Source organism: Planococcus sp. 1R117A, from assembly GCF_051417975.1.
Classification (GTDB): Bacteria; Bacillota; Bacilli; order Bacillales_A; family Planococcaceae; genus Planococcus; species Planococcus shenhongbingii.
This window is the reverse complement of sequence record NZ_JBPRLO010000007.1, coordinates 33,524-48,465: the sequence shown is the minus strand read 5'-3', so window position 1 is coordinate 48,465 and position 14,942 is coordinate 33,524. Positions and strand designations below refer to the sequence as shown.

Sequence of the window (14,942 nt, the reverse complement as noted above, 5' to 3'; positions counted from 1 at the left end):
CTTTTCCTGCTTCTAACATATCCAATAAAACAAAAAAGCGCCAACTTCAGCAGCAGAAGTTGACGCTTTTCTCCGGCAATCACGGCTGCCGGTTGATGACTCCAAATGAATATCGGGTTTCGCTGTTAAACCGCTCACCTTTCTTCAATATCGCTGAAGGGAAATGCGGGTGATGGATTGAATCCGGCAATCCTTGCGTTTCGAGGCAAAGCCCCAAGCGGTTGCCTGTATAAAGGACAACGGCCGGTTCTGTCGTTTCGACAACGAGTTGGCGCCCGCTTTCTTTGTCCACCAGCACAATTTCTTTTCGCTGGCTGCTGTCCAATAGAAATGGATGATCATATCCGCCGCCAGCCAACGGACTCTGCGGATCAATTCCGTCTTGCAGCTTCCTGCCATCTCGGAAATCAAATACCGAGTCGTCGACCGGCAAGCATTCGCCTGTTGGAATTTTTTCAGCATCCAACTCAAGGAATTTATTGCTATTTATTGTCAGTTCATGATTGAAGATATCCTGTTTCAAATCTCCACTCAAATTAAAATAACTGTGATTGGTCACATTCAATAAAGTCGTTTTATCACAAACGGCCGAATAAGAAATGATCAAATCATTGGCATCATCGCGGATCGTGTATGTAACTTTCAGTTCAAGGTTCCCAGGATAGCCTTCTTCCCCGTCCGGGCTCAAATAGGAAAACTCGATGGCGGCTTCGCTTTCATTTCGCATCAACTCCGACTTCCATAACTTATGGCTGAAACCTTGATTCCCTCCGTGCAAATGATGGCCGTTGGCATTGGCGGCAAGTTTATAGTCCTGGCCTTCAAGTGTAAATGCGCCGCCTTTGATCCTGCCGGCAAAACGTCCAGCCACTGCTCCTAAAAAATGCGGATTGTCGCCGTATTCCTCCAATGTGTCAAAACCCAGCACCACATTCTCCAAGTTCCCCCTTTGATCAGGTGCAATAATCTTTGTAATGATGCAGCCCCAGTCCATGCATGACACTTCAAAACCAATGGCGTTCCTCATGGTGTACAAGGTCACCGGACGCCTTTCCTTATAGCCGAATAAACGCTGTTCCACTTCCATTTTGCTTCACTGCCTTTCAAAGTTATAGGACATGCCCCCTCAGTGAGACTCGCTTGGCAACAAGGCTCGATCACTTGCTCGTTTTCCCTCTTACTCGTTCACTTCGACAATTACAGGCCTACCCCCTGCCTTAGCAATCGGCCGAAGCATAGTAAGCTGTATTTTGTTTGGAAAACGAACCAGTGTCGCAGTAAATGTCTCGAATTTCACTTTTATGCCTAAGTACACCCTGTTTATGCCCAACTTTACTAAGTTTATGCCCAACTCTATGAGAGTTATGCCCATCCTCGGCCACTTTATGCCCAACTGGCACAAAAAAACCATAAAAAGGATGGCTTATCCGCAATCCAGCAGACAAACCATCCTCTTTTCATTGTTCCATTAATCCACCACGAAATACCGTGCGTCCGGATGGGCAAAAACCATCGCCGACACAGAAGCTTCCGGGTCCATCATATATTCTTCCGTCAACTGGACACCGATGTCTTCCGGCTTGATCAAGCCGAATAATTTCGCTTGGTCTTCCAGATTCGGACAAGCCGGGTAGCCGAATGAGAAACGCTGTCCTTGGTATTTCGCCGCGAAACGGTCTCGCATCGAGAAGTCAGTGGCATCCGGGAAGCCCCATTGATCGCGGATTTCCTGATGGATGCGCTCTGCAAAACCTTCTGCCAGCTCCAGTGCTGTCGCTTGCAGCGCATGGCTTTCAAGGAATTTGCCGGCTTCTTTCAAACGAGCCGCTTCATCACGTACACCGTGCCCTGCCGTCACTTGCATAAACGCGACATAATCCATTTCGCCGCTGTCGACGGATTTCAAATAATCCGCGAGGCATAGAAACGGCTCAGCTGACTGGCGCGGGAAGGTGAAGCGTTCAATTTCAGTCTTGGCATCCGCTGGGCTATAAATAATGACGTCGTCGCCATCACTTTGTGCCGGGAAAAACTGATACATGCCGGATGGCTTTAACAATCCGGCTTGCAAGAATCCGGTCGCCAGTTCATGCAGTTCCACTGCCCGCTGGTCGCCTTGCGCAAGCGATTTTTCACTGAAGCCTTTCAAACCGAGATGGTGGCCGATTAATGTTCGCATATTGACGTACGGATACAGATGGGCCACTGAATAATCCTTCAGCACATGCCGGCGCAAATCGTTCGGCTCGTAGACCGGCACATCTTCCCGGACCGTTTTGACCGGACGGACTGCTACCGCCACTGCCTGTTTCGATTCTCTTGCGGCTTCCGACACTTTGCGTTTTTCCTGCTGGGCGTCCAGCTCTTCCAACAGCACTTCTTTCCCGGCTTCGCTTTGCAAACGGTTGGCAAGGTCCAAGCCTTGCATCGCATCTTTTGCGTAAATGACCGGTCCGTCATATTCAGCGGCGATTTTGGTTTCAGTAAAGCGCCGTGACAATGCTGCTCCTCCAACCAGAATCGGCACATCAATGCCTGCTTCCTTGAAGTCCTGTGCTGTGATGACCATCTGCTTGGCCGATTTGACGAGAAGCCCGGATAAGCCGATCATATCCGGCTTTTCTTTCCGGATCACTTCGATCAACGTCGCTGGCGTCACTTTAATGCCGACATCGATGACTTTATAGCCATTATTGCTGAGAATGATATCCACCAGGTTTTTACCGATGTCGTGAACATCGCCTTTAACTGTTGCCAGGACAATTTTGCCTTTGCCGGAATCGTCTTCTTTTTTCTCCATAAACCCTTCCAGGAAGGAAACCGCCGCTTTCATGACGCCGGCGCTTTGCAGCACTTCCGCCACAATCAATTGGTTGTCATTGAACAGGCGGCCCACTTCAGCCATGCCTTCCATTAGCGGACCGTTGATGATGTCAAGCGGTGTATCGTACAGCTCGAGCGCTTTTTCCAAATCCGGAATGAGCCCTTCTTTCGTGCCTTCCAAAATATAATAGGCAAGCCGTTCAGGAACTGTTTTCGGAATATCGTCTTCGGTCTTTTCCTTTTTCTTATCACGGTAAAACACCGTAAAATCGGCTAAGGTCTTATCCGTCGTCGTAAACAGCAATTCATTGGCCATTTCAATTTCTTTTTGCGGAATTGAAGCGTAACGCTCCAGTTTTTCCGTGTTGACGATGGCGTAGTCAAGCCCAGCCTGCGTGCAATGGTACAAGTAAACCGCATTCAGCACTTCGCGGCCGACCGGTGGCAAGCCGAACGATACGTTGCTGATGCCGAGAACTGTCAGACAGCGCGGAAATTTCTGCTTGATCAGGCGGATTCCTTCAATGGTCTCCACCGCGGAACCGATGTATTGCTGATCCCCTGTTCCGACCGGAAATACAAGCGGATCGAAAATGATGTCTTCCGGCGCAAGCCCCCATTTATTGACCAATAAATCATATGATCGTTCAGCAACTTCAAGCTTCCGTTCGCGCGTGACAGCCATGCCCGGTTCGTCAATTGTCCCGACCACAACGGCCGCGCCGTATTTTTTCACGAGCGGCATAACGGCATCAAACCGTTCTTCTCCGTCTTCCAGATTGATCGAATTGATGATTGCTTTTCCTTGTGAGTATTTCAAGGCCGCTTCGATGACGGCTTCATCCGTGGAATCAATAACAAGCGGGACTTTCACTTTTTTGACAACTTCCTTCATAAAGTTTGTCATATCTTCGAGCTCATCGCGGTCCGGGTTTGCCAAACAAATATCGATGACATGCGCTCCGTTCTTCACTTGTGCCCGGGCAATTTCAGAAGCTTCCTCAAATCGGCCATCGATAATCAGCCGCTTGAATTTACGGGAACCGATGACATTCGTGCGTTCACCGATAAACAACGGGCGCATCGATTCATCGTATTGCAGCGGCTCGATGCCAGAAATCACATGGCCATGTCCGGCTGCTTCCGGCTTTCTTGGTGCTAACCCTTCCATAGCTTCCCTGACGGCTTTAATATGGGCCGGCGTTGTTCCGCAACAGCCGCCGACTACATTGAGCCAGCCTTTTTCGGCAAATCCGCGCAGTTTTTTCGACAAAGATTCCGGCGTCTCGTGGTAATGGCCTTCTTCATCCGGAAGCCCGGCGTTCGGATAACAGCTGACATAGCCATCCGACAGTTCAGCTAAAGAACGGATATGGTCCGTCATAAACTCAGGGCCCGTCGCGCAGTTCAAACCGACTGACAGCGGCTTGACGTGTTCAATTGAAATATAGAACGCTTCGATGCTCTGCCCGGCAAGCGTCGTCCCCATCGGCTCGATGGTTCCGGACACCATAATCGGAAGCTCGATGCCGGTTTCTTCAAACGCTTTCTTGATACCGATCGTTGCCGCTTTGACATTCAGCATATCCTGGCTCGTTTCCAAAAGAATCAAATCTGCGCCTCCTTCGACGAGCGCTTTCGCTTGCACATAGAAATTGTCCAGCATTTCATCAAATGTTACGCCGCCCGTCACGGATAAGGTTTTTGTCGTCGGGCCGATTGCACCTGCCACAAAACGCGGCCATTCCGGAGTTGAAAAAGCGGCTGTGCTGCGTTTCGCAATTTCCACCGCCCGGCGATTGATTTCCGCTGCCCGGCTGCCGAGATCGTATTCATCCAGCACGATCGGTGTGCCGCCAAATGTGTTCGTACAGATAATATCCGCGCCCGCTTCTAAATAAGCATAGTGGACGCTTTCGATCACATCCGGACGGACGATATTCAAATACTCGTTGCAGCCGTCGAGCTGCTCTCCGCCGAAATCTTCTGCTGATAAATCAGCATTCTGAATCATCGTTCCCATAGCTCCGTCAATAATTAAAATTCTTTTTTCAAGTTGTTCAATTAGCTGTTTGGACATGGCTGCGATCGCTCTCTTTCTGTCTATCAAGTTGGCGGATATAATCGATCAATTCCAAAGACATATCATAGCGGAAAAATGGCGTGATCAAGTAAATGCCATTGAATAATTTCGCTGCTGTATCAATCAGTTCTTTGGCGATTTGGATGCCTTCTGCGCTGGCCCAGTCTTTATCATCGCCGCAAGCGCGCATCCGCTCGAGCGCGTCTTCCGATAACTTGATGCCCGGCACTTCATTATGCAGGAATTCGGCACTGCGGATGCTCGTCAAAGGCATTACTCCGAGGAAAATCGGCGTATCCAGATGCTTGGTCGCTTCATAAATTTCAATGATTTTCTCTTTCGTATAAACCGGCTGCGAAATGAAATAATCCGCGCCGCTTTCAATTTTCTTCTCCAAACGCGACACTGCCCGGTCAAGCACCCGGACATTCGGGTTGAACGCAGCGGCGACGGAGAAGTTCGCTTTTTTGCGCAGCGGTTTCCCCGAAAATGAAATGCCCTCATTCAGCTTTTTGATCAACTGGATCAATTCCAGGCTCGAGACATCATAAACACTGGTCGCTCCAGGAAAATCGCCCACTTTTGTCGGATCTCCCGTTACTGCCAGGATGTCATGGATTCCGAGGGCATCCAGTCCCATCAAATGCGACTGCAAGCCGATCAAGTTCCGATCACGGCATGTTATGTGTGCAAGCGGACGGATTTGTTCCTGGTGTTTCAAAATGGCGCCCATCGCCAAATTGCTGACCCTTGGAGAGGCAAGTGAATTGTCCGCCATCGTAACTGCGTCTACTCCTGCTGCACTCAGCGCTTTTGACCCTTCGATGAATTTTGTAATATCCAAATGTTTCGGCGTATCCAATTCCACAATAATGGTACGCTCCGTTTTCGCTTTTTCATGAAGCTGAGCCTCTTCAAGTGCTTCTGCTTCGCGAATGACAATCGGCTTTTTCCTAACTACTTCTTTTTCAGTAATCGGTTTTAAATTGCCGATGCGTTTTTTTAGCGCTTCGATGTGTTTTGGCGTCGTGCCGCAACAGCCGCCGATCAAGCGTGCCCCTTCTTCTCTTAATAATAAACCTGCGCGTCCGAAATAATCTGCTTCCGATTCATAAACCACCCGGCCATTTTCAAGATCCAATAAGCTGGCGTTCGGATAAGCCGAAAGGTAAGCTTTTTTCGGCAACGCCACTTCTTCCAGCGCCTGAATCGTATGGTGAGGCCCCAACCGGCAATTGACGCCGACAATATCTGCACCTAATTCTTCCAGTTGATGCAAGGCGTCATTCAAAGCCAGGCCGTTTTGCAAGATGCCCGGCTCGTGCATGGACACTTGGGCAATCAACGGCACATTGGTCACTTTCCGTAGATGGGTAACGGTTTCAGCCAGTTCTTCAAAATCATAATATGTCTCAAGTAACAAGGCATCCGGGTCTCCTGCCAGCAAATAGCTTGCTTGCTGGTCCACCATCGTGATGATTTCCTGCAAAGTCGCATCGCTTTTCCGGATGCCCCGGATGCCGCCGATTGTCCCAAAGACAAATTGCCCGCCCGGAGCGGCCGCCCGTTTTGCAATGCGGATTGCCGATTCGTTGATTTCTTTCACTTGATGCTCCAGCCCATAACGCGCAAGTTTCAAGGCATTGCCGCCATACGTATTGGTCTGGATGATATCTGCACCGGCCTGAATGTATTCCTGATGGATCTTTTCGATGATTTCCGGCCGCTGCAAATTCAATTCCTCGTTGCAGTATTCAATGCCGTATGAATATAATAACGTTCCCATTGCTCCGTCTGCCGTCAATATTCTCGTCTTTAGCTCATCTAATAAACCCATGCTTTCGCCTCCTAAATATACAAAAAAAGCCATCTTTGAAAAAGAAGGCTTTACGATTAATAAACTCGTTCCTTTTCATCTGCCAGACATTTGCATGCCTGCTGGAATTAGCACCTGACCATTCATGGCTGGTTGCTGAAGCTTCATAGGGCCAGTCCCTCGACTTCTCTCGATAAGAATTCACTATTCAGTTGTTATTCCATTTTAACAGGCAGTTGGAGTCCATCTGATTGAATTTTCAATTTATATCTTTAAATCGTAACTGTATCCAGGCCTCAGGTCAAGTTGATTTGTCGAAAAAGAAAGAACTTTCTGTGTTGAAGTGTTAACTTTCTCAAAGCGGTGTATTTTTTGCCGCTTGTATTGGATCAAACTCTGCTGCATGAACTTCGAATTTGTACCAAGTAAAATCTCCTTCTTCCAATTGCCACGTGATTTCGATTTTAGAAGGAACTTTAATCCCGCCCGCGCTGTGATGTTCTTTGATTTCGGCAACACAAGGTACAAGAGGCGCCTCTGGGCTGCTGTCCTTATACCGAAGAGCGATAATTTTTTCCAGCTCGCCGTCTTCCTTAAAATGATAGGTCGCTGAACCTGATACCCCTTGATAATCCATTGTCGCCCTAGCCGTGTTTCCATCAATTTCTTCCCATGTAATATAAGGGCTGATGGCGGCGGTCGGATACCAGGACACTTCCATTAAATAACGCTGCAATGCCGATTGATCGGTTTTATCATTATCCGCTTCTCGGGCGACTGGAAATAGCCCCGCCGCTTTAATGAGCAATTCAGATTTTCCAGATTCGAAACTGTCCCGGCCCACGATTTGGATAAAAGGCAGCATGTTCATCTTCACTGTCCAAGTGAATGACGGCGGATCAGTTGTAATGGTCTGTTCAGCTTCAGCTTTTGTCCACTCCTGCTGTTCCGGCTTCAACCTCATCCAGCCAGTTTGCCTTAGAAATACAGTGCGGATTTGGTCCTTTCCTACGATCCCTGCATTTGCCAGCCATTTTTGCACAGGTGCCGGAAGCTGCTTCAGCATCTCTTCTGTAACTTTTTGCGGCTCTGCATCCGGCACTTTTGCCAGCTGCTGCTCAATTTGTTTCTTGCTCTGGCTGCTGAAATTCCACAGCGCCCCTTTATATAACGCGGCCACAGCAACGACGGAAAGTGAAATCGCCACTCTCTTCCTCATCTTACAGCACCTCCATTTTTGCATTACTACCTTATATACGACATCGGGCATGATTTTCCTGTCAGTAAAAAAGCTTTACGCGAGTTATTTCATCCAAAGCATTTGATTTCTCCACTTCAGTCCTTCCTAGGGCTTTTATGTCCTGATCATTTACTGGATTTCAACTGCTCTCCACCGGAAAGAATTCTTTTAACGTATGAAGCGGCCGGGCATTCGGATGCGCTTCAAACGGATGGAACTCAACTCTTCCCACATGCACCCCCGTATTGTATTCTCCAATCACCGAGTCTAAAAGGATGAAGACGAGCGGAATAATTTCCTCTTCATTTTCCTCTGTCAGCCCTTTGATATACAGCATCATATTGACTTCTTCCTGCTCTATATCCTGTAGAGCGGTGTAATAAACATCTTCCCACGTCAATTCCTTGTTTCCGTAATGGACGCTGAATTCTTCCAGTGAAGGCTGCCTGAACGCAATGATTTCGAAACGCTCAAGTTCCGGCGCTGCTTCCTGCAAATCAAACACAGCATCAAAAGCCTCGACCATACCGTCTGCACTGATAATGAATTCGCGTTTTCCGTTTTCCGGCTCTGCACTGAACTCAAAAACGAGGTGCTTATTCACTTTCTGAAGCTTTTGCTGCAGTTCATCAAACAGCTCTTCCCGATTTTCTTCAGCCAATTCAAAATAGGTCTCTTCGTTCTTCTCGAACCATCTCCAAAAAGCTTCAATTTTGTTTTTGCGTGTAGGCAGCCATTTCATATCATTGATCTCCTTTAGTTAACATCTTTCCTTATTAGACAAACTTATTAACGTTTAAGCATTTTTTAACCTTACCCCAACTAACTCCTTGTGTTTATACGAAAATAATGAAAATTTCCACTTTTCTAATTATAATGAGCAATCAAGAAGGAGTCTATAAAATATTCCGGGAAGACCATCCATGCCGCCTTTATCGCGGTCTAAAGAATCAGAGGAATTCTGGAACGGCATTGATGAAATCATTTAATGGTTCTGCCAGCCTGGCAAAATAAAAAAGAGTTGCTGAATAAACACATTCAGCAACTCTTTTCTTCTCACCAAATCGCTGCTTGTCAGTTAGATGAGATTTATGATGCAATTATTTTCTATATTTCAAAGCCAGCCCTTTCAGGAAATTCCGTGCATAGCGGTCGCCGCAGATGCTGTAATTTTTATGCCCCTGCTTTCTCAGGATTCCACCCATTTCGCTTTTGGAAACAGTGACGCCGGCAAGTTTCAAGATGTCGAGCATGTCATCACTTGTCAGCTGCAAAGCGATTTTCACTTTTTTCAACAGCAGGTTATTGGAAGGTTCGTTTGTCAACGGCGGCTGTTCAGGCTGTCCCGGTTTTGGTTCCTGTCTGCCCCTTTTGTGGACGATCAAGCCGTTTAAAAAAGACTCCAGCATGGCATTATCCAAAGGGATATGATCTTCACTTTCTTTAACATCCTCTTCTTCCGGCGTTTTCGTCAGCACTTTCAGCACTTCTTCTTTCGTCAGCTCAACACCGCCAAGTTTGAAAATCTCCACCATATCGCTGTTTTTTATATCAAGGGCGTACCTTAATCTAATCAGTAAGTCATTATTATCCATTTAAAATCCTCCTATTGCGTACTTCCCAAATTTCTATCCATATAAGTTGAACCAACTATTTTAGCTGCGAAGCCATTGGCCGAGGGTTGTGAGGCCAATGGTTTTGCGACGAAGCTAGCGTAGCGATGCAGGAGCATATGTTTTAAGGCCGATGGCTCATCATTAAAGTCCTGCGGCCGAAGCGGCATCTAAAAGTATCCTTTTTTCATTCAACCTATACCCTATATCCACCCCTAATAATAGCATAAAAAGCCTTTCATCAAAGGGCTTAACTGATGAAAGGCTCTTTTTGCTAATCACTTTCCTGCTTCTTGATAAACCTCTTCTTTCGAATGAAAGCCATCTGCGATGACCGTATCGACCAAGTTACCGGCATCTACTGCCGTAGGCGCCAGCAAAATCGACGGCACTTCGGTTTTTCCGTTATTGACGCTGACCGATGTCATGACTTCTTCGCCTTTGGCCAGCTGGATTGCGAGCTCCGCCACTTGTGTGGTCAGGTTCTGAATCGGTTTGTAAACGGTCATGGTCTGCGTGCCGGTGACAATGCGCTGTACCGCCGCCAGTTCAGCGTCCTGGCCTGCGACTGGAATTTCCCCGCTCAATCCTTGCGCTTCCAAAGCTTTGATAACGCCGCCGGCAGTTGCATCATTAGCGGCAATCACTGCGTCGATTTGATTGTTATTGGCTTTGAGTGCTTCGGCCATATTGTTCAAGGCGTTTTTAGGTGCCCAATCTTCGGTCCATTGATCATAGACGATTTTAATATCTCCCCGGTCGATAGCCGGCTGGAGTACATCAAGAACGCCTTTCTTGATCAAATGGACGTTATTGTCTGTCGGGGCGCCTCCGATATAGACATAATTCCCTTTCGGCACGGCTTCTAAAATTGCCTGTGCCTGCAGCTTCCCTACTTGTTCATTGTCGAATGATACATATAAATCAATGGCGGCGTTTTTCACCAGGCGGTCGTAGGCGATGACTTTGATGCCTGCCTTATGCGCTTTATGGACGATAGCTGCTGTAGCTTCAGCATTGTGCGGCACAATTACCAGTACATCGATGCCTCCTTGAATCAGCGTTTCTGCCTGGGAGATTTGAAGAGCGTCATTGCCGTTCGCCGCCACAATCTCCACTTCCGCCCCACGAGCCTCAGCCGCTTTCCGGAACAAGTCCCGGTCTTTCAGCCAGCGTTCTTCTTTTAATGTGTCCATTGAGAATCCGATTTTGATTGGACCTTCTTTTTCTGTCTCCGAGGGAACCAGCGTTTCTTTCTGCGCTTCCGGTTCACCGCCGTTACAAGCTGCCAGCAAACATGCAGCGAATAAGACACCCAGCAATTTGACCATTCGGGACCAGATAGGCTCCATGGGCTTTTCCTCCCTACTCTTCCTTGATGCCCAAAAGCGTTTTGCGGTATTCTTTCGGTGAAACATCGTACATTTTTTTAAATACCTTGCTGAAATAATTCGGTTCATGATAGCCGATTTCAATTGAAATCTCCTTCAAGCTTTTTTCGGGATCGGACAGCAGCTTTTTTGCCCGCTCCATCCGGCAGGCTGTCAGGAACTCAATATAATTGACCCCCAGTTTTTCTTTGAACATCTTGCTGATGTAAATCGGGCTTAAATCGACTTTTCTCGCTAAAGTATCCAAGGAGATGTCTTCATCGGAATGCTCCCGGATCCATTGTTTGATCTGATGGATTTTGTCCACTTCGAGCCGCCCGCAATGGCCCATATACAACTGCTTCATCCCTTCCAGCAATTGCTTTGTATCGCCACACAATTGGCGGTAATCCTGAGCCTGGACCGAGTAAAAAGGCGCTGCCGCCTCCACGCCCATTTCTTCCATGACGCGGGAAGTAATCCACAGCACTTCAAGTACCCGCTGCTGGGCAAGAACGACATTCGCACCTTGCTGTTCGAAACGCCGGATCAAGTCGTATACGATTTGATCTATGCACTCCCATTCTCCTAACCGGACATAATCGAACAGTTTCTTTTCCTGCTGTTTGATAAAAGCGGAATCGCTTACTGTATCAAGGACCAGCACATCGGAATAAAACCGGTATCTTGAAGGGATAGCCAAATCCATTGTCGCTATCAGCGATTTTTGATAGGAATTCCGGATGTCTTCCAACGAATCGCATTCGATGCCGATGCCTATAAACCAGTCTTCCGGCTGGCACTCTACTGAAATCGATAAAATGTCTTTAGCCAGCCGAATCGCCTGCAAGCGGAATGACGTTCCCTTTTCTCGAAATACGATAATCGGCAGCTGGCGGCCGTATAATGCCCCGACCCAGGCGTTGCCCTTTTGCCGGATATGCTCTTTAATCGTCGAATACGAACTTTCACAGCCTTCTGGAATCAGCACGGTCATGACGAACTTTTCATTGGCCGCTTTAATTTCGAGCATTTCCACCAGCATATCGATATGCACTTCATGGACATGGTCAAAAAGCAATTGAGTCACGACATCCGTTTCGACTATGCTCAATGCCCGCTGGAAAGCATCCTGTTCCTGCTGGCGCGCTGCAGTATCCTGTTCTTTTTGCTGCTGCTGTTCAAGCAGCTTGCCCACTGTCGCCACAATTTCACTGGCTTTGCTCGGCTTCAGCAAATAGTCTTTGACGCCCAGTTTGATGGCTTGGCGTGCATAATCGAACATATCAAAAGCCGTGACCATGACGAACTGGATGTCCTGGCGGCTTTGCTGAATCTGTTCTATCGCCTCCAGCCCCGTCATGCCAGGCATCATGATATCCATAAATACCCAATCCGGCTGCCAGGTTTCAGCTATTTCAATTGCCGATTTTCCATTTTTCGCTTGCCTGAACTCGAAATCGGGATAGGTTTTTTGCAGAATCGCCTGCATTCCATCACGTTCAATCGGTTCGTCATCCACTATGAGAAGTTTGACCATGATTTTGTGCCCCTTTTACTTTTGGTAGTTTTAACGTGATTTTTGTCCCTTTTCCAATACCGCTGTCAATTTCCACCAGGTTTTCACGGCCGTAGAAAAGCTGAAGCCTTTTTAGCACATTGCTGAAACCGATGCCAGTCGAATGCCCTTCTTTCGACACAACAGCTTGTTCAAGCAGCTGGCGCTGTTTTTCTTCGTCCATGCCCTGTCCGTCATCTGCGATTTCAATCCAGATTTCATCTTCGACTTCCTGGATGCGGAACCAGATTTGGCCGCCGTCTTCTTCCGGCTCGATGGCATGGATCACGGCATTTTCAATTAATGGCTGAAGCGTCAGACCCGGAATCTGGAAACCCAGCGAAGATTCCTCTATTTCCGCGTGAAACTGCAACCGGTCGCTGTAGCGTGCTTTTTGGATGTCGATGTATTGCTGCAGCACATAAACTTCCTCGTATAGAGAAACTGCCCGGTCCATCCGTTTTAAATTGTAGCGGAGCAGCCCGGCAACACTGACCAGCAAATCGCTCGTTTCTTCCGCTCCATCCAAATAAGCCTTTTTCGATAGCGTATTTAAGGTATTGAATAGAAAATGCGGGTTGATCTGGTTTTGCAGGTTTCGCAGCTGGCTTTCTTGAAGCAATAATTTACTTTCCTGCAGTTCCCGTTCAAGTTGCGCTTTTTTCTGGATTTCCAAAATCAATGTATTGATATTGCCGCGCATATGGTCAAAGGTCTTGGCCAAAAATGAAATTTCATCGTTCGAATCAACTTTGATAGGCTGGTCAAAATGGCCTTTCGCCAACTCATTGGCCGCTTTTGTCAATTGCTGCACCGGTCTGGTGATGCTGATGGAAAACAAATACGTAAACAGCAGCAAACAGGCAGTAATCAATAACAGCAGCCAGAAACCCAGTTTTTCCAGCTCTGTTGACTGGTCGATGATGCCGCGGTAAAAACGTTCATATGTTTTCAATTCGGTATCAAAAATCGTCAGCGTCATTTCCGAAATATACATCGAAATGCTGGTAGCTTCCGCAAATTCAGCGAGTGCCGATTCAGCTTCCTCTTGCTCTTGGAACATCACCGAACGGTCCACCGTTTCAATAAAACTGTCAATCAAGTGGCTATAATTGGTCAGTGTTAATTCGTTTTCCACATTGCGGAGGTCATATACCGTCGACTGGACCGTGAGCAGGCGTTCCCGGCTTTCTTCAAGCTGTGCTTTATTGCCATCGGTTGGGATCATCAAATAACGGTTTAAGTCTGCCACTATTTCCTGGCTGGCACTGGTCACTTCATTCATTTGCAAATAACGCTGCAAAATGTCGTTGTACTGCGTCTGCATTTTTTGATTGTAAAAAGTCAGTGTCAGCCAGATGGCGACCATGATGGCAAGAACTACGGAAGCGAGCACCCAAATCTTTTTCTGGATCGTATTCATGGGCGTTCACGCACCCCTTCCAGAATCCGTATATCCGTGAAATAACCATCGGGATTTAACGGGACTTCCTCGTTTTTTATCCATTTCATCATCAGCTCGACGCTCAGTTGACCCATTTTTTCCGGTGACTGGCCAATAACGGCATCCAAGCCTCCATGTCTGAGCAAGGCGGAAATATCGGCACCGTCATCGAACGAATAAATATGAAACGGTTCAAGCTTGGCACGCCGGCTGATTTCCTGCATCATCGTGCCGACATGGTTGGCGTTGAGCGCAATGAAAGCATCCGCTTCCGGCACTTGGTTGAGCACATTTTGAGTCGCTTCAATCACTTCTTCATCTGAATTTCCGCTTTTTACCATAACTGTGGATATGCTGGGATAACCCTTCAATACTTCATCCATTCCGCGCATGCGCTGCTGTTGGCTATAAGCTTGTTCGACATCGCTCAATAGGATGGCCTGCCCTTCACTTCCCATATCTTTTACCAATTGCTCAGCAAGCAGTTTTCCTGCCTGGTAATGGTCAGATCCCACATACGTTTTCCGCAAACTTTCCGCGACTGGCACGTCGTTAGCTATCGTAATTACCGGTATTCCGTAGAATGCCGCTTTGATTTTCGTCAGTTCTTTGAATTCCGCTGTATCAAGTCCTTGAACGACCACACCATCCACTTTTGAATGAAGTGCAATTTCAATCTGCTTTAAAAATTCATCGGAATCATTGCCGTAACTTCCCCACACTTCCAAACTAACGCCTTCTTTTCCGGCTTGTTCGGCTGCTCCTGCACCCACTTGATTCCAGAACGGCGTTTTCAATTCCTGGGTGACCAAAACCAGGCGATAACTTTCCTGATTTTCAGGAACAGCAGCAGGCAATTGCCAATCCGAACGGAATGCTTTTCCAGCTGACATAAAAGTAAAAAAACCTAAAACCGCACAGAGCATACAAAGGACAACTATGACTTTTTTTCTCATGTTGTGCAGCTCCTTTTCAACATGCTAATTGCTTTCATC

The 14,942-nt window shown here is 47.4% G+C and carries 10 protein-coding genes and 1 riboswitch; all 10 genes read right to left on the bottom strand.

What is annotated here, in order from left to right; translation table 11 throughout:
* Nucleotides 1–79: 79 nt before the first annotated feature.
* The 10 genes from ACSFXN_RS17595 to ACSFXN_RS17550 all read right to left on the bottom strand — a co-directional run bounded on the left by ACSFXN_RS17595 (nucleotide 80) and on the right by ACSFXN_RS17550 (nucleotide 14,903).
* Nucleotides 80–1,087 carry an aldose epimerase family protein gene (locus ACSFXN_RS17595; RefSeq protein ID WP_437151455.1) on the bottom strand — a complete coding sequence of 336 codons (1,008 nt, stop codon included), beginning with the start codon at nucleotides 1,085–1,087 and terminating at the stop codon, nucleotides 80–82.
* Between the two features lie 381 nt (nucleotides 1,088–1,468).
* Complete coding sequence (gene metH, locus ACSFXN_RS17590) at nucleotides 1,469–4,903, bottom strand: methionine synthase (RefSeq protein WP_437151453.1); 3,435 nt, start codon at nucleotides 4,901–4,903, stop codon at nucleotides 1,469–1,471.
* Nucleotides 4,884–6,743 carry a bifunctional homocysteine S-methyltransferase/methylenetetrahydrofolate reductase gene (locus ACSFXN_RS17585; protein WP_437151452.1) on the bottom strand — a complete coding sequence of 620 codons (1,860 nt, stop codon included), beginning with the start codon at nucleotides 6,741–6,743 and terminating at the stop codon, nucleotides 4,884–4,886. The genes metH and ACSFXN_RS17585 overlap by 20 nt, the downstream gene beginning before the upstream one ends.
* Before the next feature lie 72 nt (nucleotides 6,744–6,815).
* A riboswitch (SAM riboswitch) is annotated at nucleotides 6,816–6,922 on the bottom strand.
* A gap of 155 nt (nucleotides 6,923–7,077) precedes the next feature.
* Nucleotides 7,078–7,941, bottom strand: a complete 864-nt coding sequence (locus tag ACSFXN_RS17580; protein ID WP_437151450.1) for a DUF6920 family protein — start codon at nucleotides 7,939–7,941, stop codon at nucleotides 7,078–7,080.
* A 160-nt stretch (nucleotides 7,942–8,101) separates the two neighbouring features.
* The gene (locus ACSFXN_RS17575) at nucleotides 8,102–8,704 is read right to left on the bottom strand and encodes a hypothetical protein (protein ID WP_437151449.1); all 603 of its coding nucleotides are present in this window, start codon (nucleotides 8,702–8,704) and stop codon (nucleotides 8,102–8,104) included.
* Between the two features lie 358 nt (nucleotides 8,705–9,062).
* Nucleotides 9,063–9,557, bottom strand: a complete 495-nt coding sequence (locus ACSFXN_RS17570; protein ID WP_437151448.1) for a DUF1456 family protein — start codon at nucleotides 9,555–9,557, stop codon at nucleotides 9,063–9,065.
* A gap of 296 nt (nucleotides 9,558–9,853) precedes the next feature.
* Entirely contained in the window at nucleotides 9,854–10,927 is a 1,074-nt protein-coding gene (gene xylF, locus ACSFXN_RS17565; protein ID WP_437151447.1) for a D-xylose ABC transporter substrate-binding protein, read from the bottom strand.
* Between the two features lie 13 nt (nucleotides 10,928–10,940).
* Nucleotides 10,941–12,485: a response regulator gene (locus ACSFXN_RS17560; protein ID WP_437151446.1), complete on the bottom strand. Its 1,545-nt coding sequence runs from the start codon at nucleotides 12,483–12,485 to the stop codon at nucleotides 10,941–10,943.
* Nucleotides 12,460–13,926 carry a sensor histidine kinase gene (locus ACSFXN_RS17555; protein WP_437151444.1) on the bottom strand — a complete coding sequence of 489 codons (1,467 nt, stop codon included), beginning with the start codon at nucleotides 13,924–13,926 and terminating at the stop codon, nucleotides 12,460–12,462. The genes ACSFXN_RS17560 and ACSFXN_RS17555 overlap by 26 nt, the downstream gene beginning before the upstream one ends.
* Nucleotides 13,923–14,903: a sugar ABC transporter substrate-binding protein gene (locus tag ACSFXN_RS17550; protein WP_437151442.1), complete on the bottom strand. Its 981-nt coding sequence runs from the start codon at nucleotides 14,901–14,903 to the stop codon at nucleotides 13,923–13,925. Before ACSFXN_RS17550 ends, ACSFXN_RS17555 begins: the two co-directional genes overlap by 4 nt.
* Between the last annotated feature and the right edge of the window lie 39 nt (nucleotides 14,904–14,942).

Bases quoted from the DNA above. Each gene is read 5' to 3' on its own strand.
- ACSFXN_RS17585 (WP_437151452.1), bottom strand. From the start codon at position 6,743: ATGGGTTTATTAGATGAGCTAAAGACGAGAATATTGACGGCAGACGGA.
- ACSFXN_RS17555 (WP_437151444.1), bottom strand. From the start codon at position 13,926: ATGAATACGATCCAGAAAAAGATTTGGGTGCTCGCTTCCGTAGTTCTT.
- ACSFXN_RS17550 (WP_437151442.1), bottom strand. From the start codon at position 14,903: ATGAGAAAAAAAGTCATAGTTGTCCTTTGTATGCTCTGTGCGGTTTTA.
- metH (WP_437151453.1), bottom strand. From the start codon at position 4,903: ATGTCCAAACAGCTAATTGAACAACTTGAAAAAAGAATTTTAATTATT.
- xylF (WP_437151447.1), bottom strand. From the start codon at position 10,927: ATGGAGCCTATCTGGTCCCGAATGGTCAAATTGCTGGGTGTCTTATTC.
- ACSFXN_RS17560 (WP_437151446.1), bottom strand. From the start codon at position 12,485: ATGGTCAAACTTCTCATAGTGGATGACGAACCGATTGAACGTGATGGA.
- ACSFXN_RS17595 (WP_437151455.1), bottom strand. From the start codon at position 1,087: ATGGAAGTGGAACAGCGTTTATTCGGCTATAAGGAAAGGCGTCCGGTG.
- ACSFXN_RS17570 (WP_437151448.1), bottom strand. From the start codon at position 9,557: ATGGATAATAATGACTTACTGATTAGATTAAGGTACGCCCTTGATATA.
- ACSFXN_RS17575 (WP_437151449.1), bottom strand. From the start codon at position 8,704: ATGAAATGGCTGCCTACACGCAAAAACAAAATTGAAGCTTTTTGGAGA.
- ACSFXN_RS17580 (WP_437151450.1), bottom strand. From the start codon at position 7,941: ATGAGGAAGAGAGTGGCGATTTCACTTTCCGTCGTTGCTGTGGCCGCG.